The 26,577-nt window shown below is 51.3% G+C and carries 23 protein-coding genes; 6 read left to right on the top strand and 17 right to left on the bottom strand.

Annotated elements, in window-relative coordinates; genetic code table 11:
* Positions 1-17 precede the first annotated feature (17 nt).
* Entirely contained in the window at positions 18-2,723 is a 2,706-nt protein-coding gene (locus AC3WQT_RS02435; RefSeq protein WP_492701890.1) for a TonB-dependent receptor domain-containing protein, read from the bottom strand.
* A 187-nt stretch (positions 2,724-2,910) separates the two neighbouring features.
* Between AC3WQT_RS02435 and AC3WQT_RS02430 the strand changes: the two genes are divergently transcribed.
* The 3 genes from AC3WQT_RS02430 (at position 2,911) to AC3WQT_RS02420 (ending at position 6,207) form a co-directional block, all read left to right on the top strand.
* Entirely contained in the window at positions 2,911-3,699 is a 789-nt protein-coding gene (locus tag AC3WQT_RS02430; RefSeq protein ID WP_492701888.1) for a substrate-binding periplasmic protein, read from the top strand.
* 126 nt (positions 3,700-3,825) lie between these two features.
* The gene (locus tag AC3WQT_RS02425; RefSeq protein WP_492701886.1) at positions 3,826-5,004 is read left to right on the top strand and encodes an MFS transporter; all 1,179 of its coding nucleotides are present in this window, start codon (positions 3,826-3,828) and stop codon (positions 5,002-5,004) included.
* 78 nt (positions 5,005-5,082) lie between these two features.
* Positions 5,083-6,207, top strand: a complete 1,125-nt coding sequence (locus AC3WQT_RS02420; RefSeq protein WP_492701884.1) for a DegT/DnrJ/EryC1/StrS family aminotransferase — start codon at positions 5,083-5,085, stop codon at positions 6,205-6,207.
* A gap of 151 nt (positions 6,208-6,358) precedes the next feature.
* Here the strand turns inward: AC3WQT_RS02420 and AC3WQT_RS02415 are convergent, their stop codons facing one another.
* The 3 genes from AC3WQT_RS02415 to AC3WQT_RS02405 are packed head-to-tail and all read right to left on the bottom strand — an operon-like array spanning position 6,359 to position 9,013.
* Entirely contained in the window at positions 6,359-7,540 is a 1,182-nt protein-coding gene (locus AC3WQT_RS02415; protein WP_492701882.1) for a metallophosphoesterase, read from the bottom strand.
* 22 nt (positions 7,541-7,562) lie between these two features.
* Positions 7,563-8,642 carry a tetratricopeptide repeat protein gene (locus tag AC3WQT_RS02410; RefSeq protein WP_492701880.1) on the bottom strand — a complete coding sequence of 360 codons (1,080 nt, stop codon included), beginning with the start codon at positions 8,640-8,642 and terminating at the stop codon, positions 7,563-7,565.
* A 20-nt stretch (positions 8,643-8,662) separates the two neighbouring features.
* On the bottom strand, positions 8,663-9,013 hold the full coding sequence (locus tag AC3WQT_RS02405) for a winged helix-turn-helix transcriptional regulator (protein WP_492701878.1): 351 nt from the start codon (positions 9,011-9,013) through the stop codon (positions 8,663-8,665).
* 137 nt (positions 9,014-9,150) lie between these two features.
* Here AC3WQT_RS02405 and AC3WQT_RS02400 point away from each other — a divergent pair, with 137 nt between their 5' ends.
* Entirely contained in the window at positions 9,151-9,705 is a 555-nt protein-coding gene (locus AC3WQT_RS02400) for a carboxymuconolactone decarboxylase family protein (protein WP_492701876.1), read from the top strand.
* A gap of 18 nt (positions 9,706-9,723) precedes the next feature.
* Here the strand turns inward: AC3WQT_RS02400 and AC3WQT_RS02395 are convergent, their stop codons facing one another.
* The 5 genes from AC3WQT_RS02395 to AC3WQT_RS02375 form a co-directional block, all read right to left on the bottom strand.
* Positions 9,724-10,530: a hypothetical protein gene (locus AC3WQT_RS02395; RefSeq protein WP_492701874.1), complete on the bottom strand. Its 807-nt coding sequence runs from the start codon at positions 10,528-10,530 to the stop codon at positions 9,724-9,726.
* A gap of 101 nt (positions 10,531-10,631) precedes the next feature.
* On the bottom strand, positions 10,632-11,198 hold the full coding sequence (locus tag AC3WQT_RS02390) for a DUF922 domain-containing protein (RefSeq protein WP_492701872.1): 567 nt from the start codon (positions 11,196-11,198) through the stop codon (positions 10,632-10,634).
* Between the two features lie 52 nt (positions 11,199-11,250).
* Positions 11,251-12,462, bottom strand: a complete 1,212-nt coding sequence (locus AC3WQT_RS02385; RefSeq protein WP_492701870.1) for a basic secretory protein-like protein — start codon at positions 12,460-12,462, stop codon at positions 11,251-11,253.
* A 71-nt stretch (positions 12,463-12,533) separates the two neighbouring features.
* Complete coding sequence (locus AC3WQT_RS02380) at positions 12,534-13,178, bottom strand: LysE family translocator (protein ID WP_492701868.1); 645 nt, start codon at positions 13,176-13,178, stop codon at positions 12,534-12,536.
* Positions 13,171-14,118 (bottom strand): NAD-dependent epimerase/dehydratase family protein, encoded by a 948-nt coding sequence (locus AC3WQT_RS02375; RefSeq protein ID WP_492701866.1) that lies wholly within the window; start codon positions 14,116-14,118, stop codon positions 13,171-13,173. The genes AC3WQT_RS02380 and AC3WQT_RS02375 overlap by 8 nt, the downstream gene beginning before the upstream one ends.
* Before the next feature lie 99 nt (positions 14,119-14,217).
* Between AC3WQT_RS02375 and AC3WQT_RS02370 the strand changes: the two genes are divergently transcribed.
* Complete coding sequence (locus AC3WQT_RS02370; RefSeq protein WP_492701864.1) at positions 14,218-15,138, top strand: LysR substrate-binding domain-containing protein; 921 nt, start codon at positions 14,218-14,220, stop codon at positions 15,136-15,138.
* A gap of 73 nt (positions 15,139-15,211) precedes the next feature.
* Here the strand turns inward: AC3WQT_RS02370 and AC3WQT_RS02365 are convergent, their stop codons facing one another.
* Positions 15,212-16,105 carry a CPBP family intramembrane glutamic endopeptidase gene (locus AC3WQT_RS02365; RefSeq protein WP_492701862.1) on the bottom strand — a complete coding sequence of 298 codons (894 nt, stop codon included), beginning with the start codon at positions 16,103-16,105 and terminating at the stop codon, positions 15,212-15,214.
* Positions 16,106-16,469: 364 nt separating this feature from the next.
* Between AC3WQT_RS02365 and AC3WQT_RS02360 the strand changes: the two genes are divergently transcribed.
* Entirely contained in the window at positions 16,470-17,357 is an 888-nt protein-coding gene (locus AC3WQT_RS02360) for a substrate-binding periplasmic protein (protein ID WP_492701860.1), read from the top strand.
* A gap of 56 nt (positions 17,358-17,413) precedes the next feature.
* On the opposite strand, the gene AC3WQT_RS02355 is transcribed toward AC3WQT_RS02360, so the two are convergent.
* The 7 genes from AC3WQT_RS02355 to AC3WQT_RS02325 all read right to left on the bottom strand — a co-directional run bounded on the left by AC3WQT_RS02355 (position 17,414) and on the right by AC3WQT_RS02325 (position 26,403).
* On the bottom strand, positions 17,414-18,631 hold the full coding sequence (locus AC3WQT_RS02355) for a DUF1444 domain-containing protein (protein WP_492701858.1): 1,218 nt from the start codon (positions 18,629-18,631) through the stop codon (positions 17,414-17,416).
* A 146-nt stretch (positions 18,632-18,777) separates the two neighbouring features.
* Complete coding sequence (locus AC3WQT_RS02350) at positions 18,778-20,460, bottom strand: methyl-accepting chemotaxis protein (protein WP_492701856.1); 1,683 nt, start codon at positions 20,458-20,460, stop codon at positions 18,778-18,780.
* A 51-nt stretch (positions 20,461-20,511) separates the two neighbouring features.
* Entirely contained in the window at positions 20,512-20,919 is a 408-nt protein-coding gene (locus AC3WQT_RS02345; protein WP_492701854.1) for a response regulator transcription factor, read from the bottom strand.
* A gap of 211 nt (positions 20,920-21,130) precedes the next feature.
* Entirely contained in the window at positions 21,131-22,831 is a 1,701-nt protein-coding gene (locus AC3WQT_RS02340) for a methyl-accepting chemotaxis protein (protein WP_492701852.1), read from the bottom strand.
* Positions 22,832-22,844: 13 nt separating this feature from the next.
* A complete protein-coding gene (locus AC3WQT_RS02335) occupies positions 22,845-23,264 on the bottom strand; it encodes a response regulator transcription factor (protein ID WP_492701850.1) in 420 nt (139 codons plus the stop codon).
* Between the two features lie 119 nt (positions 23,265-23,383).
* Positions 23,384-23,992, bottom strand: coding sequence for a response regulator transcription factor (locus tag AC3WQT_RS02330; RefSeq protein ID WP_492701849.1), 609 nt, complete (start codon positions 23,990-23,992; stop codon positions 23,384-23,386).
* A complete protein-coding gene (locus tag AC3WQT_RS02325; protein WP_492701848.1) occupies positions 23,989-26,403 on the bottom strand; it encodes a PAS domain-containing sensor histidine kinase in 2,415 nt (804 codons plus the stop codon). Before AC3WQT_RS02325 ends, AC3WQT_RS02330 begins: the two co-directional genes overlap by 4 nt.
* Positions 26,404-26,577: the final 174 nt, after the last annotated feature.

The following is a 26,577-nucleotide window of genomic DNA, read 5'->3' as shown; positions in this document are numbered from 1 at the left end:
AGAGGAGATTCATATCATCAGGCACCAAACTTGTAATTCACCTCTACCCAGCCCTGGCGGCCAAACGGATTGAAAGATCCAACCGGGTAGTTAGGCCAGCCGCCGCTATAGTCATACTTGATCTTGTTAAAGACATTGTTGACGATGACAGATACGGTCAGGTTTTTATTGGCCTGATACACAGTGCTCCAGTTGGCGATGCCGGTAGGTGACAGGTAATACTGACCAGAGCCATTTGGTATCTTGCCATACCGGGTTACCGTCAGGGTATTTGAAAAATCCCCTTTTGCCCAGTTAATGCTGGTAATGAGCTTGTCGCGCCAGTCGCTATTGCCAAGGTCGGCCAGGTCGTCATACAGGGCATCGCCTTCAAACTGTTTGGATTTTTTGCTCAGGGTCTTGCTGTAATTGGCCTTGATGCTGAAGCTGCCATAAGCGCTGGTTTTCAACTGATACTTGCCGCTGATGTCGATACCACTGGTAGCCTGGTAAGCCGCATTGATGGGGTTGACCCAGATTTCCTGTATCTCACCGGCATGGCTCAATGCATCTTTTGGATAACGCTTGATGCGGTTGATGGTATCGGCACACAGGCTGGAGCCTATATCGCGCTTGCCAGTGCGGCAATCGGCTTCATCGCGCAAGAGCTGGTCTGCACTCAGGTTGACCACCATATCGCTGATCTTGATGTTCCAGTAATCCAGCGAGACATCAAACTGGTTGCTGGGTGACCAGACCACGCCAAGGCCAAAGGATTTGCCTTTTTCTGACTTCAGGTCAGGGCTGCCAAACTGTACATAGTTTGCACCTGGTGAATAATTCGCGTAATCACAATCCTTGAGTTCCTGGCCTTCAGCCTTGCAGCGGTAGTAGTCGGTGGTGCTAGAATAATAACCTGTGCCACGTGCCTTAAAGATGTAGTTCATGTCTGGTGCGCGAAAGCTGGTGGCGTAATTGGCGCGCAATAAAAGCTCAGAGGTCGGGCGAATTTCGAGGCCACCGTTATAGGTCAGCTTGCCATCCTTGCGTCCAGCGAAGTGATAATCATCGTAGCGACCAGCCAGGCTGGCGGTAAGCTCTTTGAGCAGAGGTACATAGACTTCGGCACCCAGCGCGTAACGCTGACGCGAGCCACGTACATCATCTGATTTGGTGACAGTATTGAACACACCCTGATTGACCCTGGGGTCAGGCAGGTTATCAAAGCTCTGACGGCCTATCTCGGCTATGCCTGCAGTCTTGACCGCGCCTGCGGGCAGCTTCCACAGCTCTGTATTGACTGCCAGGCTCAGGGTCTGGGTGCGCGAACTGTCAGAGCTGCGTGATGCTCCTGTGATCTGCTCAAATTCTGCTGGTGTCAGTTTTTGCGTCAGGCGTTTAGGGTCCGGTGCATAGATGGCGATACCGGCCTGGTCCAGCCCCAGCTTGGGCCCCAGGAAAAACTGGTCTATGTTTGCCAGCGTGCGTGGTACCACGTTTTCGCTGCGGTAAGCTGACGCGCTATAGGCTGCTTCATAGTTCCATTGCGTGCCAGGGATAACGCCTTTGATACCCAGATTGATACCCGCAGACTGGTCTTCCCACAGGCGGTTGAACCGGTTCACGCCATTGATTTCTTCCGGTGCAAATATCTTGCTCCAGGCTTCATAGGCATTGCTGTTCTTGTTCCAGAAATAACTCTGGTTGGTCGAGGACGAAACCCAGCTTGGCGAACGCGTATCGTTTTCTGTCTTGTTCTTGCCCAGTAAAATATCGGCAAACAGGGTGGTGTCTGCATTCAGATCCAGGTTGCTGCTGGAGAAAAAATTCAGGCTCTGATTTTTGGTTTGCACACTCCAGTGCATAGGGCTCAGGCGGGGACTGGCGCAATAGCTGCCCTTGCTGGTTTTATAGCTGATCTGCGTGCCTTCAAAAAGATCACCGAGCTGGCTACAGGCATCACCCAGATCCAGGTATTTGCCAGACTTGATATCCTTGCGGTACAAGGTCGCGCTGGGTGTGCTGCGGGTGGCCATGAAATCGCGCTGGGTCGCACGCAGCGGTTCACGCTCGCTGTATTCCAGACTGAACAGACTGCGCAACTGATCGACATTGGCTGTGCCAGAGAATTGCACGCGCTTGTTGCTGCCACCACCACGGTCGGTATCGCCCAGTTTGACATTCAGGTTATAACCCTGACTTTGCTTTTTCAGAATGATGTTGACTACACCTGCAATCGCATCTGAGCCATAAATCGCAGATGCCCCACCGTTCAGGATCTCTATGCGCTCTACAATATTAGACGGGATATTCGCCAGGTTGGTGAAATTGACCGTACCTTCGTAAGCGATAGGGAAATCAGCCATGCGTCTGCCGTCCAGCAGTATCAGTGTATGGTTAGGCCCCAGACCGCGCAGGCTGATGGTGTTGGCGGAAGGCGTGAAGGTATTGCCGAAGTCTTCGCCCTGGGTAAAGCCAGAGTTTTGCACCGAGTTGTTGATTGCGTCATAGACATTCTTGTAGCCCTGCCTGGTGATTTCTTCTGCAGTGATGATGGTCACTGCCGCTGGCCCTTCGAGGCTGGCGCGCGGTATGCGTGAACCGGTGATGACGACAGATTCTGATTTGCTTTCTGCCGCCTGGGCAAAGGCGGCACTGGTATAAGTCTGGCTGTAAAAAAGCGCCAGAAGACACGCTGCCATGGGTGTCAACGCAGGTTTGTGGAGGTGGTTTTTATGTTGCATGGGTCTTCTCAGAAATGAACGAAGACCGAAAAATATCAAGGATATATTTATAAGAAAACGAATATATCCGTATATCAACATGCATAGCATGATTGGTATTGACGGCAGATGTGCGACTTAAATCAACATCTCTATAGAGAATGTATGGCACACTCTGGCAAGTGGTCTCGTCATCATCCAAATCAGTATGCGCGCAGCTTCTTCAAAAAAAATCCTGTCCAGATTCATCAGCGTCTTGCTGTGCTGCTGCAGTTTTCTTGGCAGCGCTTACAGCCATGCCGAGACCATCACGCTTGTCGGTGAAGATAGCTGGTACCCGTACTCGGCAGTCAAGGATGGGCAAAACCGTGGCTTTGCCGTTGCTGTCATCAAGGCTGCCTACGCTGCTGTCAATATCGATGTGAAATTTATTGCGACTCCCTATTCACGCTGCCTGATGCTGGTACAAAGCGGGCAGGAGCTGGGCTGTTTTGACAGTCTCAAAGACGTCAAGCTGGAACATGATTTTCTTTTCCACAAAGAGGCCATCTTCAAGGCCAGTGTCGGCATCTACGCCAGAACTGAGAGTCTGCAAAACAGAGGTAGCAAATTCAACGTTCAGGATCTGCATAAATATGTCATAGGCGTGACCCACGGTTATACCTATGGCACGGTATTTGAAAGTGATACCCGTATCGTTCGAGAACCTGCGCCCAATGATTTGTCCAACCTGCGCAAACTCTTGCTTGGCCGCTCTGATTATTCCCTGATCTATACCCGCATTGCCGATTACCTGACGAGTACCCACGCAGAAGAATTCAAAGGAAAAATTCAACAGGCTGGCATCTTGGTTGAAGACAACCTGTATGTCAGTTTTTCAAAACGCCGCCCGGAATCCACTCGCTATGCCAATGCACTTGACCAGGGTTTGCGCCAGATCAGGGCGAATGGTGTGTATGCGGCCATAGAAAAGAAATGGACAAAACCAGAGCCTTGAATGTCGAATGGCGTGCGTCATGCTTACCCTGCATCTGCATCTGCATCTGGCATGCGGTAAGATACGCTTTCATCATTAAACAATCTCTTTGCTGTTTATAAAAACGGTAAGTACCCAAGCAATCTCATGCGTGAAATTCGAAGCAAAGTAATTCCCGTCAATAAAACAGATTCTGCACAACGCCTGTCCACCCGTCTGGCTTTTCTGGCTGCTGGCCTGGTTGTTTCTGCCTGGGCACCGTTGGTGCCCTATGCCAAAGACAGGCTGGGGCTGGATGAGGCGACGCTGGGTTTGCTCTTGCTCTGCCTTGGCGGTGGCTCTTTATGTGCCATGCCCATGACAGGCATGCTGTCAGCACACTTTGGTTGCCGCCAGGTGATTTTGACTGCAGGTGCTTTGACCTGCGTGATCCTGCCTTGTCTGGCAATAGTGAGCAGCCCCTTGCTGTTTGGTCTGACACTATTCCTGTTTGGTGCGTCGGTAGGCACGCTGGATGTGGCCATGAATATACAGGCAGTGATTGTTGAAAGAAACAGTGGCGCAGCATTGATGTCTGGCTTTCATGGCATGTTCAGCGCTGGCGGTTTTCTTGGTGCGGGCACCATGGCCTTGTTGTTATGGCTGGGCATGAACACACTGGCCGCCAGTATCTGCCTTGGCCTGCTGGTGGCGCTGATGCTTGGGATTGCCAGCCCCAGCCTGTTGCACGAGCCAGATGCCTCTGATCGCGATGGCCCGCAATTCGTGATCCCGCATGGCGCAGTGATCTTCATCGGTGTCCTGTGCTTTGTGGTCTTTCTGGCCGAAGGTGCCTTGCTTGACTGGGGCGCCTTATTGCTGACTGCAGGCCGTGGGCTGGAAGCTGGGCAGGGCGGCATAGGCTATGCCGCATTCTCCATCGCCATGACCCTGGGCCGCCTGACGGGCGACCGCGTGGTACAGCGTCTGGGTGGCAAGCTGGTCATGCTGACGGGGGGCGTGTGTGCGGCGGCAGGTTTTTTTGCAGCCGTACTGGCAAGCTCACCTGTTATTGCCATTCTGGGTTTTATCTTGATCGGCATAGGTGCATCAAATATCGTACCCATCTTGTTTAGCGCCGCAGGCAAGCAAAATGCCATGCCTGCCAGCCTGGCCATCGGTGCCATCACCACGATAGGTTACGCAGGTGTACTGGCTGGCCCGGCCCTGATAGGTTTTGTCGCACATGCAATCAGCCTGAACATGGCTTTTGCCGGTCTGGGTATCGCCATGCTGCTGGTTGCGGCCAGTGCCAGACTCAAGCTGTTTGCGGAACAGTCAGCTTGACTGGTTTGACCTCTAAAGTAGCCCTTAAAAATCTTCAGCTACAATAACTCTTCATTTTTTTAGCATTGGTCTTTTTCCATGACTTCATCTGCCTATCATAAATTCGCCCAGCCACAATTATCAGAAGCCAGCATACAGGCCGTGGCCGATGTATTGCGTTCCAACTGGATCGCCACTGGCCCCAAGGTCAGCGAACTTGAGCAGGCACTGTCGCAGACTTTTGGACATCGCCCCACCAGGTTGCTAACCTCGGCCACTGGTGCGATGGAAGTTGCGCTGGCATTATGCAATATAGGTGAGGGCGATGAAGTCATCACTTCGGCGCAAAGTTTTTTCTCCGCCATGAACATGATCGTCAAATGCGGTGCCAAACCAGTATTTGTAGATTGTGATCTGGTCACACGCGCCATCGACCTGGCTCAGGTCGAAGCTGCCATTACACCTAAAACAAAAGCCATCATGCCCACCCATTTTCCCGGTGCGCTCGGCGATATGGATGCGCTGTATGCGCTGGCAAAAAAATACAAACTGCGCGTCATAGAAGATGCCGCGCTGGTGCAAGGTTCGAAGTGGCAGGGCAAGCCTGTGGGCTCATTTGGTGACATCGCCATCTTCAGCTTCCATCCCAACAAAAACATGACGACGATAGAAGGTGGTGCCATCGTCGTCAACGATGAAGCAGAAGCACAGCGGATAGATGTACTGCGTTTCCACGGCATCGCCAAACTGCCAGACCAGACCCGCGATGTGGTAGAGGCCAGCGGCAAGTTCAATATGTCGGATGTATCCGCCGTGATAGGCTTGCACCAACTGGCACAGTTCGACGACTTCATGGCCCGGCGCCAGGTGCTGGCAGAACGTTACTTCGCTAGCTTCCCGCACATCCCGGGCATCGTGCTGCCACCCCAGGGGCAGCCAGAGCAAACCTGGAATATGTTTTGCGTCCTCATCCCTTACGAAAATTTTGGCCACACCCGCAACAGTTTCCGTGCCGTCTTGCATGATGCTGGCATAGGCACTGGTGTCTCCTATGAAGCCTGCCACCTGACTACCGTAGGCAAGAGTTTTGGTTATGGCGAGGGCATGTTCCCCAATGCAGAACGCATTGCCCGCGAGACAGTTACCCTGCCCCTGCATGTGGGTTTGACGGTGGGGGATGTGGATGAGATTTGTGGGGTGGTGAAGAGGGTGTTGCTGGGGTGATACCGACACCGTAGGTCTTGCAGGGTGCTATGGTCTGCGCCGCATGTTTGTTTGATAAACAGATTGCCACTATTTCGATATCACATGCGGCGCATTGCAATGCGCCCTACGTCAAGAGTATGGCTTTGGTATGGGTAGTCTTGATACTGACTCAATCGCCCGCATCCTTACGTTTCTCCGGCGCATCCGGCACCGCCACTTTTTGCCCGTCCACGCCGGCCTTGCTGAGCTGGCCTTTATCCCAGAATAGCATTTCACCTTTGACGCCGCCCTTGATGCCTGAATCGATGGAGATGACTTTGCCCTGGTAGTGCGAATACACACCGTCCATGGTGGTGTGGCCGACGACGATGCGTTCGACCTTGAGTTGTTGCAGCACTTTATTGAGGTCGTCCACTGGTAGTTTTGGTGCAGTGAAATAGCCGCGATACCAGAGTGGCCCTATGCTGCCGTATAACCAGCTCAGTACATCATCGGTCTTGACTTGCGCCTTGCTCAAACCCAGCGTGCTGCGGTATTTCTCATTGATTTGTTGCAGGCTCATGTTGAGGTTTTGATGGTCGGGATGCAGGCCGCCATGCATGAACAGCATGTCGTTGACCTGGATGATGACGGGCTTGCTGCGCAACCAGCGACCCAGCACGCTGCTGTTGTCAAACATTTGCTGATAGCTGGTATTCAGATGCTGAGCAACGGCGGCATATTTTTTATTCAGGTAGCGTACGTCGCCAGCCATGGAAATGGCTTCATGGTTGCCCAGTAACAGATGCACGCCACCACCGGCGGCGCTGGCCTGGGCTTCGAGTGCATACAGCAGCCACAGGGCTTCAGTGACCTTGGGCCCACGGTCCAGCACGTCACCGGCGATGACGAGATGGCCTTTGCCGTATGTCCATTGCCAGCCCTGGTTGATGATGCCATTACCCTGCAAGAGCTTGAGCATGAGGTCAAACTGGCCGTGGATGTCGCTGATGGCGGCGACTTTGTCAGCATTGAATTTGATGCTGGCAGGGAAGGCAGTTGCAGCCGGACGTATCGTCAATGCCTGCGGATAGCCGCAAGGCGCAGGCAGGCTGATGTTGGCAGAAGCGGTGAAACTTTGTTTTTGCAATTGATCATTGCATATCCAGTTCACATCCAGTCCACCCTTGTCGATTTGATTGGGAGACTGGTAAAAGGCGTAAGGGCCATCATTGATGCCAGTGACTGGCGGTGATGGCGGTGCGGCATTTTGCGCGAATGCCGTACTCAACAATAACAGGCTGCTGAAAACGGCGACGGCACTGCGCAATGTTGTTGAACGAAGGTGAGATGGTGACGACAATACGGACATGATCATTCTGGAAGGGGGGCGCTTAGTTCTTTAAATAATAAACCTCGCCCTGATAAATCTCCGGCTTGGCTTTGTTCGTTTTCAGTGCAGGCAAGACCAGCTTGGGTGGCAGGTTGCCGAGTTGCCATTCGCTAGCCAGTGTCACGGCCTGTTGTATGTCCTCTGTTTTCAGGCGAAAGGCCAGGCCCAGTTTTTGTTTATTGGGCATGTCCTGCATTTCTTTCTCGGTATCGAGTCTGTCGGCGATCGTGAAATACAGGTAGGCGCGTGGCAGGTCGGCAGCAATGCCATTGCCTTCGCTGTAGATATTGCCCAGCCAGGCAAAGGCACGTGCATGACCCTGGCGGGCAGCTTGCGCCAGCAAGTGGATGGCCAGATTCACATCGCGGGGCATGCTGGCACCAGACAGATATTGGGTTGCCAGATAAGTTTGTGCCTGGGGATGCCCCTGGTCGGCGGCAGCCGCCGCATAGATATTGGCAACACGCTGATCGACTTCAGTACCCAGGCCCAGGGCAAATATGCGGGCCAGGCGGAACTGGGCTTCGGCATCATGCTGGTCAGCGGCGGCTCTGTACAATTTGGTGGCTTGTTCCATATCCTTGGGCATGCCCAGCCCCAATTCATGGAGAATACCCAGCGTTACCTGGGCGCTGGCCAGGCCCTGTGCGGCTGCTTTTTGATACCAGATCAGGGCTTGCGCCATGTCTTTTTCCATGCCTATGCCCAGTCTGTAACCCTCTGCCAGATTGAATTGTGATCTGGCATAACCGGCTGTGGCTGCTTTCTGGAACCATTCCATGGCCTTGGCTTCATCCTTGTCCGGGCCTTTGCCGTTCAGATACAGGGTGCCCAGATTATGCTGGGCTGCAGCTTCACCATTCTCTGCCCGTGTACTCCAGTCCTGAAAAGCCAGTGCAAAATTGCCCTCTCTAAAGGCTGCTGCCGCCACATCGGGTTTGGCTGGTGCGACTGGCGCAGTGGCTGCACTTGCTGTCAATATCTGGGTGGAGAGCAGGGCAGCAAAGAGTGTTGATTTGAACATGGATGGCGATATGGTCATGCAGACGCGGGTTTCTGGTAGATTGCTAGTGTAATTCATCTTACTTGGCATGGGTGAAATCAACGTTCCTCTTCCCCGGTCATATCCAGCATCTGCTGCCATTCTTCCGACCAGGCCAGCAAGGGCATCATTGCCTGCATCAGCGTTTGCCCTGAAGGACTAAGGCTATAACCACCTGCGGTCCCCATTTCTATGATGCGGGTTTCTCGCAGCTCGCGCAGGCGCTGGTTGAGTACCGTGGGGGACATGGCATCGCAGCGCTCGCGTAGTTCGCGAAAACTCAGTGGCTCACCACGCAGTTCCCAGATCATGCGCAGAGCCCAGCGGCGGCCCAGCAAGTCCAGCAAGGCCATGATAGGGCGGCCAGTTTGTGATCCCCTGACGGGCTGCCTTGGTTTTGGTGTCGTCATATTTTTTCCTTGCGCTACGTTAAATGTAGCGCTATGCTGTTGCTACTAATAACGTAGCGAATCATGAATTCTAGCACTGAGCGATGCGGGCCGGTATTTGCCTGTTGCCTTGTTGCGTACTTTTTCAGGAGAAGACGATGGACATGCCAAGAATTGCTCCAATGGAGCCACCCTACGATGCAGAAGTAGACCAGGCTTTCAGCCGTATCATGCCTCCTGGCATGCCACCCTTGAAACTATTTCGCACGCAGGCGCATAACAAGCGGGTGCTGCTTCGCATGTTTGCTGGCAACTTGCTGGACAAGGGGACTGTCTCCTTGCGTGAACGTGAGCTGGTCATCTTGCGCACTTGTGCCCGCTGCGATTCGGAATATGAATGGGGGGTACATGTCACCCTGTTTGCCGCCAAGGCAGGATTGAGCAAGGAAGATATTGCAGCCACGCTCAGCGATGAGCCTGAACTGACGGCCTTATCAGGCAGTGAAATACTCCTGCTCAAAGCCGTCGATGAATTGCATGCCAGCTCAACGATGACGGATGCCTTGTGGGCAAAGCTGGAGCAGCATTTCAGCCAGGAACAGATACTGGAAATCATCAGCCTGACTGGCAGCTATCACACTGTATCCTTCATCACCAATGCCACAAAGGTGGAGCTGGAAAGTTTTGCAGCACGCTTTGCGCAGTACAGGTGAAGATGCTGAAAAACAAATTCAGATGCCAGTCTTGCGCATCATGCCTTGTAGTTGGAACAAGTCGCTGATCGTATGCAAGCCAACTGATGCTGCTAGTTGGCTTTGGTCTGGCTTTTCAGTGATACCTGTGGCAATCAGGTGGAACTGGTTAGCCGGATCAGGCACATGACGCATGCCAATGACTGCATGCAGTGAGATACGTGTTTTGCCATCATTATAGGTTTCGCCCTGCGCAGCACATCCCTGCAAGGCTGCCATGTCTGGCCTTTGTTCAAAACGCGCATGGTAAAACTCGACAATGGGGTAGGCATTAAAACCCGTGATCTCGTGTACATAGGCGGCGTAATAGTATTGCTCAAGCTGGATGACGATGACGTCCTGGGCACGCAGAAATGTCAGGCTGTCCCTGGTAGATGGCCGCTTCTTCAGTGGCTGCACCGGGCTGCTCAATAAAGACTTGATGGCATCTGTGTTCCTGAAAAATGCATCGCTGAGGGCGACAGCTGCATTCAGATTATCAACGGCCTGCAGGGCACGCTGGGTAATTGCAGACTCAGCGATACCATGCTTATGCAAGAGCAGTGCAAGCGCCAGTGCAGTCTTGTCCCTGTAGCCCGGGCTGACTTCAGCATCGTTTGCATTGAGCACACAATTCCAGCGCCCCAGCAGCAGGGGCAATACATGGCCTGCCACGGTTATCTGCTGGTCATGCTTGGCATAACTCATGGCCGTCGCTGTCAGGCTTGCGACATCATCTTCGATGACTTGTACCAGCTGGTGCGCGGCCAGTTTATCCAGGGCTTGCTGATGGGTGATGGTTGGCATGTTTATTCTGCAGGAGTGTGTGACATGCCACGCACGATAACAGCTGGATTGCATGCGACAAACCAGACTTGCATTTGCTCACAATTTGCAGGACCAGGCTATCAGTTTTTTAAATATGCTCCCTGGGTTTTACCATGCTGTGTCTGTTCGTCATATTCTTTACCCTGGGTTTTCGCTACTGCAACCAGTGCATTGCCACGTTCATTCAGTGCGGTTTTTAATTGCTCGCAATTGGACAAGCCGGGTTGCCGCAGCAGGCTTTGTTCAATTTTTCTGGCTGCTTCTTGTGCAATCTGCAAATGCCCAAGCTCGTGTTTTTTCAAGGCAGGCAAGTAGTTTGCGAATTGACGTACGGCTGTTTCATCATTGCTGCTTAATTCTGGCAAGGTAATCATGGTCGTCAAAGTGACAGAGACCGATTTGACCTTGCAAATTCCTGAGCTTGAAGTGTCGTAATTATATTTCCAGCGCACATCCCACCTGGTGAAACCATGATACTTTTTATCTCCTTCGCGGATAGGTGTGGCGGCATTAATGGCCTTGAGCAGTGAGCTACCTGCCTCAGGTTTGACGGCATACATGGTGTAGTTGAGGGTTTCTACAACTTCTGCCCTGACCAGGGAACTGCCAAGCAGCATGGTCAGCAGAAACAGTTTTTTGATGAGCATATGAAGCCCTTTAATAATTCATGGGTAAAGACCAAGCCGGGTAACGTCGCAATTATTTGCGCAAACGCTGGCTGACGCTGCTCAGCATTGCTTCACTGTAAGGCTGGCCGCTTTGCCCTGTTTCGCTGATCAGGTTGCGCCATAGCACGGGGATGTCTACATTCAGGTCCGTGAATTTTTGCAGGCCGCATGCGTAGGCATAATTGTAGGGATCACTCTGGCTGGTGATTTTTTTGCAGGTGGCGCTGGCGTTTGCCTGATAAGTGGCAGCTTCTTCTGCTGTCCAGATTGCCGTATTTTTCAGTGCGTCCATTGCCATCGCTTCCGCGCCGCCTTCATGTATCCAGGCGGGCTCATCACCTACGCCACCCTGGCTGACGTTTTCTTGCCAGATATGTGCCATTTCATGGGCGACCAATTTTTGTACCATGCGGCGTATCGCAGGATGTTCGTTGAGCATGGCTTTGCCGCTGAGGCGGAAAGTGATTTGCCCGTTCGTCGCACCACCTTTCATGGAGAAACCCGGACTGCTCGTATCAGTGACAGAAACCATCAACACCAGTTCACGCAAGAGAGTTTTCTGGTAGGTATTGGAAAAATAGGCCGACATGCTGCTAGTAGTATCAAGGATAAGTTTGGCAAGCCATTCAGGCGTGGCCGGATCCAGAATCAGTTTGGCCGTGCCGGCGGGGACGGGTTTTTGTGGCCCGAAATAAGCATAGGCACGCAAGCTGCGTTCTGCATCAGCAAACGCAGGTGTGGGAATGATGGTCTCACCAGGCAGCCCCCGGTAGCTGACGGTCAAATTCATGCCTCGCGTCTTGCCGCCTTCCTGCACATCACCATCAAAAAATCCCATATAGATACCTGCGCCACCATCGCTGAAGCGGTTGTTTGGGGCATAGTTTTTTGGCGCAAAGCCATTGTAGGCAGTGATTTCAAAGCTGAGCTGGCGCAGGGGCTGCGCAAGGATATAGCTGTCCATCTGCTGATCAGGCTGGGGAGACTGTTCTGCCTGATAGCGTACACCGGTTGTCAGCGGCTTCCAGGCAGTGCTGCGGTAGTCGCCCGCGGCAGGCATGGTGAATCTGGATATCGCTTCGCTGAAGCTATAGTCCGCGCGCCATTTGTCTGCAGCAACGCGGGTCAGTTGCATTTGTGCAGGCAACTTGCCTGTTTCTGCGGCCGCGACTGGCAAGTTGTACAGCAGGCTGAAGCCTATTGCTACTGTTGTGGAGATCAGGAAGGTTCGCATGGATGCCATCAGGAAGTTATTGAATATGCCAGCATTCTATAAGAAAAAATAAGGATAGCGCCTTTACGTGATCTTTTACTTCATAGATAGCAGAGCATTCCCACGCTGCACAACATCAATCCACAGGCACAGAATTTTTGCACGCTACCATTGGGCAAGCAGGCAAACCGGTGCTGCGCCAGCAGCCTGGTCGTCCATTTCAGCAGGCTGCACAAGAATACAAAATAGAGCAGGTTGATTATTTCAAATACCACGCCCAGCACGACAAAACTTTGCACGGCATTGCCATGCCCACCTTGAATGAACAAAGGGAAGAAAGTGGAAAAAAACAGCACAGGTTTGGGATTGCTGAGCGTGATCAATAATCCGCGTGCAAAGCCCGAGTGATGCGGTATGGCAGCTTCCTGCTGCTCTCCCTGCAACTCCTTCTGGTTTTGTCTGGTACTGCCACGCCAGAGCATAAAACCCAGGTACAGCAAATACGTGGCCCCCAGCAGGCGCATTGTGGGCAATAGCCAGGGCAGACTTTGCATGAGTACAGCAAAACCTGCTGCCGACAGTGCAATCAGCAAGACATCGCCGCAGATGATGCCCGCCACGGCGGCTGCAGCACGTTTGGCAGATAGCTTCACATATCCGGCCACCAGCAAGGTGGCCGGGCCAGGTATGAGGATGACCAGGCTGGCTGCCAGGATGAAACTCAGTAATGAAGTCTGATCAGGCATATTGCGCCTCCGCTTTTACAGCTTGCAGATGGACATGCAAGTCCAGTATCAATTTATCCAGCCAGTCATCTACTGGAGAAAATTCATATCCCAGTTTGCGCGCACGTGTCGTATCCATCACATAGTCATGGGCGTAATCAAAGGGGCTGTTTTCTTTTTCTTGATTGTCGGCGACGTGCAGTAGTGCGGGCTTGCCCATTAAATGCGCGATGCGCTCATGTAATTGCGGTGCCGATAAACTGCCTTCACAAGCCAGATTCACCGGCCCCAGAAAATCTGTCTCCCCGGCCCATAGCATGGCATGGACGATCGCCTCTACATTCAGGAATGACGTGCGCCCCGCGCCTGCCAGATGATGTAAGGGCTGACCTTGCTGTACGGTGCGTATATAGTTGGCCAGCCTGCCGGTAAAATCATCCTGTGCCGCCAGTACATGGGCGATGCGCAAGCTGACAACCGGCAAGCGACCATCCTGCATTAACACAGCTTCTGCCTGCAATTTACCTGCTGCATAGCTGGTATCTGCCAGCGCCGGGTCACGCCAGGGATATTGCCAGTTGATGCTGACCTGGCTCAGGTCCAGATCATCTTCACGCAATGGCCGTTTGATATTACCGATCAAATGGCGATAGGTTTCTATGGTGGATGACATCACATAACGCCCGACCTTGCCGGTGAATACATCCAGCGCAATTGCTGCATCCAGCGGGCTGTAACACATCTGGTCGTACACCAGGTCATAGCTGGCATGGGCAAACACAGCGTACATGGCTGCTTCGTCACGCCTGTCCACTTGCAGGCGTTGCACGGCGTCGCCAAAGTCATCTGGCGTCTGGCCACGGGTGGCGATAGTGACGCTATGGCCTTTTGCCAGCAGACGCCTGACCAATTGTTTTCCAAAAAAGCGGGTGCCGCCTATAATCAAGATATTCTTATGCATGGGATATGCCTTTCATATGTAAAAGGAGATCATGTGCTTAACAAAGAATGGCGACAAACGATTAATATTGATGTCATGACTAAGTAAAACTATCTCAATATGCAAGAACCCATACGTAATCTATCCTTGCTGGTGGACTTTGAATGCGCAGCGCGCTGGTGCAGCTTCAAACTGGCTGCGCATGAACTCCACAAGACCCCGGCAGCTGTCAGCCAGAATATCAAGCAGCTGGAACAGCAACTGGGCTTTGCCCTGTTCGCCCGCCATGCGCGGCATCTGAGCATGACAGAAAAAGGGATGGAATTTGCCGGCACCGTCAGTCAGCTACTGCGCGACCTGCATACCAAGGTCGCCGCTCTGCGTGAAGACAGCGCAAACGATAGCCTGCGTATCTCTTGCACCCACTCCTTCGCCATGAAATGGCTGGTGCCGCGCCTGCATCGTTATACACAATTGCATCCTGATATTGATATCCGTATCGACTCCAATGATGCCGTGGTTGACCCCGGCCAGGGTCAATGTGATATCGCCATACGCCATCAGCTGTTTGTCGAAGGGGATGAAGCCAGTCTGCTGTGGCGCGAACAATTATTGTTGGCGTATAGCCCTGCCATGCTGACCGACAAGGACAAGCGTGCACGTCAGCCACCTGACTTGAAACGCTTGCTACGCTACCCGCTATTGTATGAAGGCACACCAGAAAACTGGATACGTCTGTTGCAAAACCATGATTTGCTGAAGCAAGAAAATAAGCAGCCACATGACTTTGCACAAAATTACAGCCATGCCGGTTTGCTGGTACAGGCCGCTGTCGCGGCCCAGGGCGTGGCCTTGCTACCAGTTGCCATTGCCTGTGAAGACATGCAGCAAGGCCGCCTGCGTACGCTACCGGCCGCACAACTCAGCTCACGCTATTGCTACCGCATCGTCACTGCCAGCAGCAGAGCAGTCAGGGTCGATCATTTTGTTAACTGGCTGCATGATGAAATGGCACAGATGCAAAACTACCTGCAACAGTAGGGCGCGCTACGCGCACTGTCTTTTACAGACCGATTACGCAAAGGCGCACGCGGTACACGCTACATAGCGAACCTTATGCCGGCACGATATTGCGCGGTTTTTTCCAAAAGCCTGATTTGAACTCGCCCTTCTTCCAGGCCAGATGCAAGAACACCACGCCCATCAGTGTCGCCAGCAAGACTGCCAGCACCGAGGCTTCTGCACCAAAAGCACCACCGCTGAGCCAGTCAGAACCCGTCATATGGGTTTGCAACCAGCCCTTGCTGTCCGTGCCGGACACCGCGACAGAAAACACCGCACCCTGGGTAAAATTCCAGGAAAAATGCATGGCAATGCACAATGCCAGACGGCGTGTAAGCATATAGGCTGCACCAAAGGCAATGCCCGCTTCCAGCGCAATGGCAATCGAACTGAAGATAGTTGCTCCGGGATTGGATGCATGGGCAAAGCCAAAGGCCAGTGCTGATATCAGGATAGCGACGATACTGCCCAGCGATTCCTCCATCATGCGGAATATGATAGCGCGGAAAAATAATTCCTCCATTACCGCCACCACCACAAATACCGGAAGATATTTGAGCATCAGGCGTGGGTCATTGTAGCCATCGACATGAAACACACCCAGCAAGGACAAACTGCCCAGCACCAGGACAAACAGCATGGCACCCAATACCAGGCCAAGCAGCCATTCTTTCCAGGCCGAGAATAATGCCAGTTCAGTGACGGCGCGTTTTTCTATGAGACGCACATAAAATGCATAACTCAGCAGGCCTAGCGTCATGCCCGCCATATTACGAAACACCATCCAGTCTGGCCCTGCCAGGAAATGCGACATCGCCTTGCGCGAGACAAATTGCACAATGCCGACGATGAGCACGGCCAGCAAAAATTTGACGATAGTGTATTGCAACAGCTTTTGATGCCAGACAGGCTTGCTGAAGCTGGCATTGATTTCTGCCGTGGTCATAAATCTCCCCCTTGACTGTGTTGTGAGTATAGTTGGTGTCAGCCACGCCCGCGGGCTGGTGGATGACTGGATGGCACTATAAACAGATGATAAAAAATTACATCTGCGATCTGACAAAGTGTGAAAAGCAGGTAATGAATGGCACAATAAGCGGATAAAAAGCGGATAAAAAGCGAGCCTTCAGGCCAACGGCAAGATGATCCTGTTTGCAAATTTTTAAATTCTGTCTGCTTCTTACCAATATAAAGGAATAAGTTACTGATTCTTGACACGGATATGCGCGCCCGCATTACACTAAAACTGCGTACCAGCAGTGTTGACAAGAAGGTTTGCCAGCCACGAAATCCACACAAAATCTGATCAGATGAAATTGCTTAGACTACTGATACTGTTATGGATAACTTTTGCTTGTCTGAACCAGGCGCGTGGCAGTGATGCCGTCAATACAGTCAACAACTCAGGTAAGCTCATACGCTATCCACGCTTATCCACGCAGCTTGATCCGCATAGTGACTATATTCTGGAAATTTTAAAACTGGCGATCAAAACCAGCGGCCAGCCATACCAGCTACAAGCCAGCGAAGCACCCATGCAGCAGGCACGTGGCATCTATGAACTGAGCTCGGCACAGGGAAATGTTGATATTCTCTGGACCATGAGTACCGATGAAAGGGAGGCGCAACTTATCCCCATCCGCATCCCCATAGACAAGGGCCTGATAGGTTGGCGCATCGCCCTGCTGACGGCAGCGAATGCAAATATCTTCAAGGACGTGAAGAATCTCAAAGACCTGGCCGCCTTCAGCGCCGGGCAAGAGCTGGACTGGCCTGACGGCCCCATACTGAAAAGCAATGGCCTGCCGGTAAAAACCTCGGCATCTTATGAACCATTGTTTAATATGCTCAAAGCAGGGCGCTTTGATTATTTCCCGCGTTCAGTATTTGAAGTGCAGGTTGAACTGGATGGCCGCCCCGGTCAACAATTGGTGATCGACAAACACATAGCCTTATATTACCCCTCGGCCCTGTATTTCTTTGTCAGCCCACGCGAACCCAAAATGGCCGAAGACATACAAAACGGCCTTGAAGAAATGATAAAAAACGGCAGCTTTGAAAAGATATTCCAGCGCTATCAGCAAGCATCCATCAAAAACGCCAATCTCAAATCCCGCACCATCATCAACTTGCGCAACCCCTTGCTGAGTGCAGAGAAGATGCCTTTGAACCGGCCAGAATTGTGGTTCAAGCCTTGATGTAGTAGGGCGCGCCCTATAAATTGCCATGATCCATAAGATACTTATGCTCTGCCTTACAAAGTCGACTCCGCCGCCGCATCCAGCTTGTCTTGCGCAGGGAATTCCTTTACCAGGTAACGTTCAGGATAGCCTTCCACACTCTGCATGAGTTCGCTGGCAGTGCTGCACAGGTCATCCCAGCTCAGGATTTTGCTGGTGTATTCGCCTTCCTGGGCACCGGGAATGACCATCGCGACCAGGTCGGTTTTTGGTAGTAGCGATACCACGCCCTGGGTCCAGGTAGAAAGTGAGGTCAGCTTGTCGGTATCATTATTTTTGAGTACGGTATAGCTGGCGACAAAAACATCTTCCCCGGTTTTGTCATGCAGGGCTTCCAGCAATTCCTTTTGTGAACTATAGTCTTCCGCCCTCTGGGTGGTTTGCAGATTTCTCAGCCGGTCAAGCACATCAGCATTGTCCGGAGTGTAGCTGACGATCTTGCCATCCCTGAGCTTGTACATGCCGGCGGAAACCACACGCCCTTCCTGCTCCATGCAGGCTTGCGCATGTTCCAGCATCTTTAATTGTGAGGTGCTGGAATTGGCTGTGCATAACAAGAGCCGGCCACGGGTTGGCACCATCAGCACCGGGTCACTGCCGCAACCAGCGCGATAAATAAGATCAGGCAGCAGGATACGTGAAGAATCATAGGCATCTTCCCATACCCCGGCGACGACACCATCCCCCAGATTCACGAACTTGTCATCGGTGCGGTCACGCAAATTGTCCAATGCCACTTTCAAGGCATTTTCAAGGCTGATATTCCAGGTTTCATAATTGCTCTGGTTGACCAGCGCCATGGAATGCTCAGTATCATAGGCCAGCATCAGCATGGCATCTTCACCAAAGGGCAGGGCAGCCTGTTGATAGGACATGGGTTTGTCCTGCATCAGCGAAGTCAGGCGCAGGTATTCACCCTGGCCACGAGGCTTGAGACTGGGCATCAGGTGTTTGCTGGCACTGGCAAAATCGTCGGGAATGCCGTTCACCTGCAAGCCAGCCGTGTATTTCAACAGTACATGGTCACGCTGGCTCTTGGCTGCAGCACAATAGTCACGATAGGCATTGTGCAGGTTAAGTATGTGCGAACCATTTTCACCCACTACCAGGCGGAATTCAGCCTCATCAAAATGCATGGTCTGGGCAATGCCCTGACTACGTGCGTACTTGATGACGATCTGGGCAAACTTGTGCGTCGATGGCCTGGATTTGAATAAATCGAAGAATCCCATGAATCTCCCGAGCGGCTGTATGGTTATCGTAACATCAGGGGGCTCTGTATTTCCGGTACAGATCATTTTTCCGTATGATAACGTCAGCGACGGGATTTGTGTTTGTTCAGTACATTATTTCCGATTCAATCGTGTAATTGCAAAATTCAGTTTTGATTGGTAATAAGTGTCTGCGTTATTTGCCCGGATAATTTGTTTTTCGCGGTCTTGTAAGCCCTTATCTCCGCGGTGACAGGTCTTGCCATCGCTGACGATCCACTGCTTTTTACCAGTGTAAATGCATCGACCAGTTCACTGAGGCTGATTGCCTGGGTTTTCAAGCTCTCGGCGGAGGCAGCCGCCTGTTCAACAAGGGCTGCATTTTGCTGAGTAATGTCGTCCATTTGCGTGATTGCCTGATTGACTTGTTCTATGCCCGCGCTTTGTTCCTGACTGGCAACGGTGATGTCATGCATGATTTCTGCAGCACGCTTAACGCCGGAAACGATCTCCTGCATGGTTTTACCTGCTTCCTCTGCGAGCTTGTCGCCGCTATTCACTTGATCAACTGAGTCATGGATCAGCGTTTTGATTTCCTTGGCAGCCCCGGCACTACGCTGTGCCAGATTACGTACTTCGCTTGCGACCACGGCAAATCCACGCCCTTGTTCACCTGCACGGGCGGCTTCAACTGCAGCATTCAAGGCCAGGATATTCGTCTGGAAGGCTATACCATCTATCACGCCGATGATGTCTGCAATCTTGGACGAGCTATGCTTGATTGCCCCCATGGTTTCAACTACTTTGGCTACTGCATGGCCTCCTTTTTCCGCAATTTTTGCGGTGGAAGCGACTAATTGAGTCGCTTCATGTGAGTTGTCGGCATTTTGCTTCACGGTGGAAGTCAATTCTTCCATGGATGAGGCGGTTTCTTCCAGCGAACTTGCCTGTGATTCTGTACGACCAGACAAGTCAGCATTGCCTGCTGCAATTTCACTCGCGCCATTAGTGAGATGGCCTGTCGTCTGGCGTATCTGGCCGACCAGCAATTTGACGTTTGTCTGCAATACGCGCAGACCTTGCGCCAGATTGATGACTTCCTGGCTTCCGGTTGTCTTGATGTGATTCGATAAATCGCCAGAGCTCATGGTCTGGATATCCCGCATCATGCTGTGCAATGGTGTAAGTAATTTTTGATACAGGTTCAAGCTAAATGTGGCTGTCAGAACAAGCATGGCTAATGCCAGCAGATTCAAGATATTCTGGTTACCCGTTTGTGCATTTCCCATGTTGACTAAATAGGTGATTGCGCCCATGAGCAGAATTGTCAAGGCATTGAAACTGACTAATTTTTGCGTCATGTTCAGTCTGGCAAAAAAATCCATGGAAGAAAACGCACTGCGTTTTATAGCAATACCTTCACGGATGATCAGTGATTTATCACCGTTCTTGATGCTGCGATAAACTGCGTCTGCAGCTCTGACCTGTTCACGGCTGGGCTTGATGCGTATCGAGGTATAGCCCACCATTTTGCCGTCTTTGAGCAGCGGTGCGGCATGTGCCTCTACCCAGTAATGATCACCGTTTTTACAGCGATTTTTGACCAGACCAGTCCAGGATTTTCCATCCTTGATCGTGCACCAAAAATCGGCAAAGGCCTCGACCGGCATATCCGGATGGCGCACAATGTTTTGCGGCGCACCAAGCAATTCATGCTTGCTATAGCCACTGATGCGAACAAAGTCATCATTGACGTAAGTAATATTGCCTTGCAGGTCAGTCTTGGAAACGATGGTTTCCGTTTCCTGCATGATGTATTCCTGATTGGTGACGGGCAAATTATTACGCATGATGAAAATCCTTGATAGTATCGCTTCTTTATTAAATGATTTGAACTTTGTTCAGATTGCGAGCCGCGAACTGGGCAAGCCTGGCATTTCTGGATTGAGGGCTTTTTTAACGGCTATGCCCAATGCCTGATCGCTGATGGGTTTTTGTAAAACCGCGACAGCTTTCGACAAGCAGGCCTTTTTAAAATCTTCAGTCAGTTCGTATCTGGTCAAGACAATCACGGGTATTTTCTTCGCTAGTTGCTCAAGCTTGGACATGATGGCAAAGCCGGACATATAGGGCATGTGCAAATCCAGCACAATGCAATCAGGTTGTGTGAAGTGCAGGCTATCTATGAACAGGTAGCCAGAGCTAAAACTCAATGTCTGCCACCCCATAGAGTCCAACAAAGTCACCGTCGCCTCCCGCGTGGCTGCGTCGTGATCAATGACTGCTATCCATGTAGATGTATTTCCCATAGGCATCATCTTATGGTGCTGGCTCAGCGATTGATATTGGACTTTGGTCCAATATGGAGCGGGAATTTGTAAAGCTGTGTTAAACCGATGTAAAAAAAGGGCTGCAGATTTTTCTGCAACCCTTTATAAAAAAGCGATACATCTGCGCTATTTACTGTTTCGCACTAATGTTTTTTCAGAAAATTGAACCGACACAACATATCAATTCTGCTTAAAATTCTTCCCAACTACCTTCAATGGCTGGTACAAGTTTGGGCATGGGTCTGGCCTTTGCCACCGCATGCTGGATTTTTTTTATCCCCGCAGAGGTCGATTTGCTTATTGCACTTGGCCGCGTTTGCCTGACAGGCGATACTTGCAATTGATTTGTCGCTTCGATTTTGAATTGACGAACCAGATCGGCGAGACTGACTGCCTGCTCTTGTAATGAGCCGGCTGCCGCCGCGGCTTGTTCCACCAGAGCCGCATTTTGCTGAGTCACTTCATCCATCTGCGTGACAGCGATATTGATTTGTTCTATGCCTGAAGTTTGCTCTGCACTGGCTGCGGTGATCTCTCCCATGATGTCGGTCACGTTACTGATACTACTGACGACTTTTTCCATGGTTGCACCAGCCTCATCCACCAGGCGGCTACCCAGACCAACTTTTTCAACCGAATCGTCAATCAGCAATTTGATTTCTTTGGCAGCAGATGCGCTGCGCTGCGCCAGGTTACGCACTTCACTGGCGACCACTGCAAAACCCCGACCTTGTTCACCAGCACGTGCGGCTTCCACTGCGGCATTCAATGCCAAAATATTGGTCTGGAAGGCTATTCCATCTATGACGCTGATAATATCGACAATCTTTTTCGATGAGGTATTGATGTCCCCCATGGTGTTGACAACTTGTGCAACCACGGCCCCACCCTGAACGGCGACCGCACTGGCGGCGATGGCCAACTGGTTTGCCTGACGGGCGTTGTCAGCATTTTGTTTGACGGTAGAAGTCAGTTCTTCCATCGAGGAAGCCGTTTCCTGTAATGCCCCAGCCTGTGATTCAGTACGGGATGACAAATCCATGTTACCAGTGGCGATTTCGGAGGAAGCCGTTGATATCGTTTCTGTACCCTGGCGCACCTGACCAACCAGGTGAGCGAGGCTGTCATTCATCTGTTGCAATGCGAGCATCAACTGTCCTGCTTCATTTTCCGCATGCACCTCAATCTTGCTGGTGAGGTCGCCTCCCGCCACGCTTTGTGCCACTTGTATTGCCTTTTTTAGTGGTGTGGTGATGGCGCGCGTACTGCTCCAGGCTATCCCTATGCCGATAAAAATGGCAGCGATCGTCGCAATGATCATGAGAGTCATCGAGGCCTGATAGGTTTCCTTGGCATTCACTTCGTCCTGGGTATTTTTTGCTTCTTGCAATACGACAAATTCATGCAGTGCATCTTGCCATTTGGCGTTAACTGGAATGACGTCTTTCAAGAGAAATTTGATAGCGACATCCTTATCCGTTTTTGCCATTTCTATAAATTTGTCATTCAACGTCCGCGCCGCCTGTTGATCTTCCTTGATTTTATGCATGAAGCTTTTGCCAGCATCATCCATGGGCATCTTTTCCAGTTCCGAATACGCCTTGTTGTAATGAGTGCGTGCTTCGTCGATTTTCTTGTGTTGCTCTTGTGCCATGTTGTCAACCGGGAGCAATGCAATAGTTCTGATCACCCTCGATACGACATGAACAGAACTGCTCATCTCTTCCAGATGATTGATTTTTTTGACATTGACATCGACAACATGGTGTAGCGCTTCATTGGACTTGTGCATACCATTAATGCCCAGCAACGCAACAATTGTCAGGATGCATAGCAACAGGCCATACCCTATGCCGAGTTGCTGGCCTATCTTCAGGTTGGATAATTTCATTTCATGTCTCCGGCTAAGTGTGTACTGCTAAATTGATGTCTGGAAAAAGTGTTTGCTCGTCCCGGTTAATTAAAGCCGCTGCTATCGCGGCAAACAAATCGTGATCGTTGACTGGTTTTTGCAATACAGTAAGGGCATGTGCCAGGTCGGCATCTCGCTGTTTTTCACTCAGATCTTGCCCTGTCATGATGATCACAGGCAGCTCCAGCGCTATTTGCGCCAGTGTTTTTATGACAGCAAAGCCAGACATATCCTGCATGTGCAGGTCAAGCAATACACATGCTGGCTGCCTTATGCGCAAGCTATCGAGAAAGGCTTTACCTGACGCAAAGGCATGTGCTTCCAGCCCAGCCGAGCGTAGTAAGCGCAGCAGAGCGCGACGTATTCCTTCTTCGTCATCGATCACTGCTATCCATGTAGATGTATTTCCCATGAGCATCATCTTATGTGGACAAAGATGATGACGCTATTGGACCTTGGTCCAATATCAGGCCTGCAATTGTGAATCAAGGTGAAGTGGGCGCGCGCAGAGCAAGCTGGCGCTGGCAGAGCTTAGACTTTCAGTTTTTCCAGCAAATGGATAAGTGCTGCCACTGACGTTACATTCATCTTGCTCATTACTTTGGCTCGGTGTACCTTGATGGTCTTTTCGACTGTCCCCAGTTCTGCCGCAACTTGTTTGTTGAGTTTGCCTTCGACCACCAGGTGCAGTACTTCCAGTTCGCGAGGTGTGAGGCTGTTCAAGCGGGCTTGTATTGCCTGTTTCTCCATTTTGGCAAGTCGCGCGAGCAGGTTGCGCTCACAGGCGAACTGCACCGCTGTCAAGAGTTTGTCTGCATCTACGGGTTTGGTTAAAAAATCTTGTGCGCCCAGCTTCATGGCGAGCACCCCCGTATCGATACTGCCGTGGCCCGTCAAAAAGATGATGGGTAAGTCGCTGCCTATTTCGGTTAGCTTTTGTTGCAAAGCCATGCCGTCCATGCCTGGCATGGCGAGGTCCAGCACCAGGCAGCCCGCTTTACTCGCGCTGCCGCTCTCCAGAAAGGCTTGCGCCGATTCAAAAGTGACCGCATTTATCCCGGCCGATTGCATTAGACGAGACATCGCCTTGAGTACAGCTGGCTGGTCATCGACAAGAAAAACGCTGCTTGCTTCTGTCATGTTGTTGGCTCGCTGGAAGTGGGCAGATAAAAACGGAAGCTTGCGCCCGTGCCTGCATGATTGCCGTGATTTTCATACCACAATTGACCACCACTGGCTTCAATGATGTTTTTGCAAATCGATAGTCCCAGTCCCATGCCGCTGGCCTTGGTAGTATAAAAGGCTTCAAATACCTTGGTGCCCAGCGATTCAGGCACGCCAGGGCCATGGTCATTGACACTGACTTCCACCCGGTTTTCTTCGTTTAATCTCGTGTTGATTTCTATCATACGCTGGCTGGCATCAAGCCCGGCAATAACTTCACAGGCATTCATGATCAGATTGATCAAAACCTGCTGTAATTGCACAGTGTCAGCGCTGACGGTAGGTAGATTTTCTTGCAGCTCACTGAGCAAAGTAATGTCCTGATTAATCATATCATTGCGTAAAATATGCAGCACTTCGAGAACCAGTTTATTGATATCCACACTGTGCTGTTCATGACTACGTTTGTCAAACAGGCGACGCAAACGCCGTATGATTTCACCGGCACGTTTGTCTTCATCGACAATGTCTTGCAGTATTTCACCCAGCTCTTGTCTATCTACCTCTGGGCCCGCCAGGAACCTCTGGGCCGCCTGGGCATTGCTGAGTATGGCTGTCAGAGGCTGGTTCAATTCATGGGCAAGAGCGCCAGACAATTCACCCATGGTAGCGACACGCGCCAGGTGCATGACTTCCATGCGTTTTTGCCCCAGTTCGAGTTCAGCTTCCTTGCGCGCGGAGATATCTACAGTCACGCCACGGGTCAGCAATGGATTTTGCTTTTCGTCTAGCTCTACCTGCCAGACTACCGCCAGCCATCGCTCTGTCTCGTCCTGTAGCATTACTCTGAACTCAGCCTGATACCGATGTTGCTGATCATTCCTGTAGTTACCCGTGATATTTTGAATATGGCGACGATCTGCCGGATGGATGCGTTGAATGACCATGTCCATGGTCAACGCTTCGTCCTGACTGAAGCCGAATTGCCTGCGCCATTCCAGCGAAGCCCATAATTCACCCGTCCCCAGATCGCGTATCCAGGTGCCAATATTGGTTATATCGCTTGCCATGGTCAGGCTTAACTGGATAGCCCGTACATCGTTTTCCCGAACTTGCAAGCGCTCGGACAATTGCAGTTCATGCGCGCGGCGCTCGCGCTCAGTTTCTGTGATGTCGCGAATAATGGCTATGACAGTGTCCTGGGTACATGGCACCACCCTGGCCTCGAATTGCATGTCACCTCTGCCAGCAACAGGTAAGTCGTGGCGAAATTCCTGTAATTTGCCGCTGCCCAGCGCCTGTTCGATTGCGTTTGTATACTGGCTCGCCACTTTGGGTGGTAACACGTCCTCAACTTTTAGCTGCAAGAGTTGTTCGCGGCTTTGCAATAACATGCCAGGATCAGGAGCGTGGACATCAAGATGGCTGCCGTTGCGGTGGATAGTTAAAATCAGGTCGGGGATGGCACGCACCAGAGCGCGATTCCTGGCTTCACTTTCCATCAGTGCCTTTTGCGCCCGCTTTAGTAAAGTGACGTCTGTCACCAGTACAAAAAACCCTTGCACAACACCATCGATAGTATGGGCGATATATTGTGCCCAAGTATGAGCAACATCTCCATTAGCTTTGACCAGAGTGCGCTCGAATTTCTGATCAACCCCTTTCAATACAGCCTTGATATAGGCAATATTTTTGGAAAACAGTTCCTGTCCAAGCAAATCCTGCATGAGTATGCCTTGCATTTGTTCAGGCGTGCGGCCAAACCAGCTCAGATATTGATAGTTGGCATAAGTGCAGCGCAAATCAGAATTCCAGTAGGCCACCATGCCGGGGACATTTTCGGCGACCACGCTGGCAAAATATTGACCTTCCGCCTGAGTCATCATCTTGCCTTGCCGGCGTGTGATATCCGTCAGTTGTATCCCCACGCAGTTTTCCTGCTTGTCGGCGTTCAGTAGCACCATCTCCAGTCTAAGGAAAATGAGCTCACGGTCTGCCCTTATTGCCCTGAGTTCGCATGCAGATTTCCCACCTGATGCAGTCAACGCCATCAACTGAGTATCAAGCACCATCTGATCTTTAAAGACAAAGGTCTGGAACTGTTGCCCCTCCAGGTCTTGTGCAGTTGTCGTCAGTAAATCTGCTGCTGATTGGTTGGCATGTATCACCAATCCATTCCCGTCGATGATCACAAAGGAATTTGTCGAATGCTGAAAAAATTCTTTGTAAAAACCGTTTTCAGCAGGGTGCGAAAGTTGAGCGAATTTAAGCGCTGCATTTTCCTGCTCAAGCTGCTCCACCCGCGCAAGCAAATGTTGCGCAGCAAGCTGATCACTTTGTGTTGTTGTCAGCGGGTCTTGCGGTGTTGTCTTTGGATTTACTTGCATAAGCCCGGAAATGGTGAATTTTTCAACTTTGCATAATAAAAATTCAAGCGTATTGAGCTATATCAATCTGGATGATTGTATCTTTATTGTAAGAAATATCTGCATAAATAGTGTGTCTGATGAGCGGGCTATACAACAGTGTGAAAACACATCGTACAAGTTTACATAGAGAAT

It is taken from the genome of Undibacterium sp. FW305-107 (assembly GCF_058788535.1).
The sequence above is the reverse complement of the archived record's forward strand: the minus strand, read 5'-3'. Positions and strand labels throughout refer to the sequence as shown.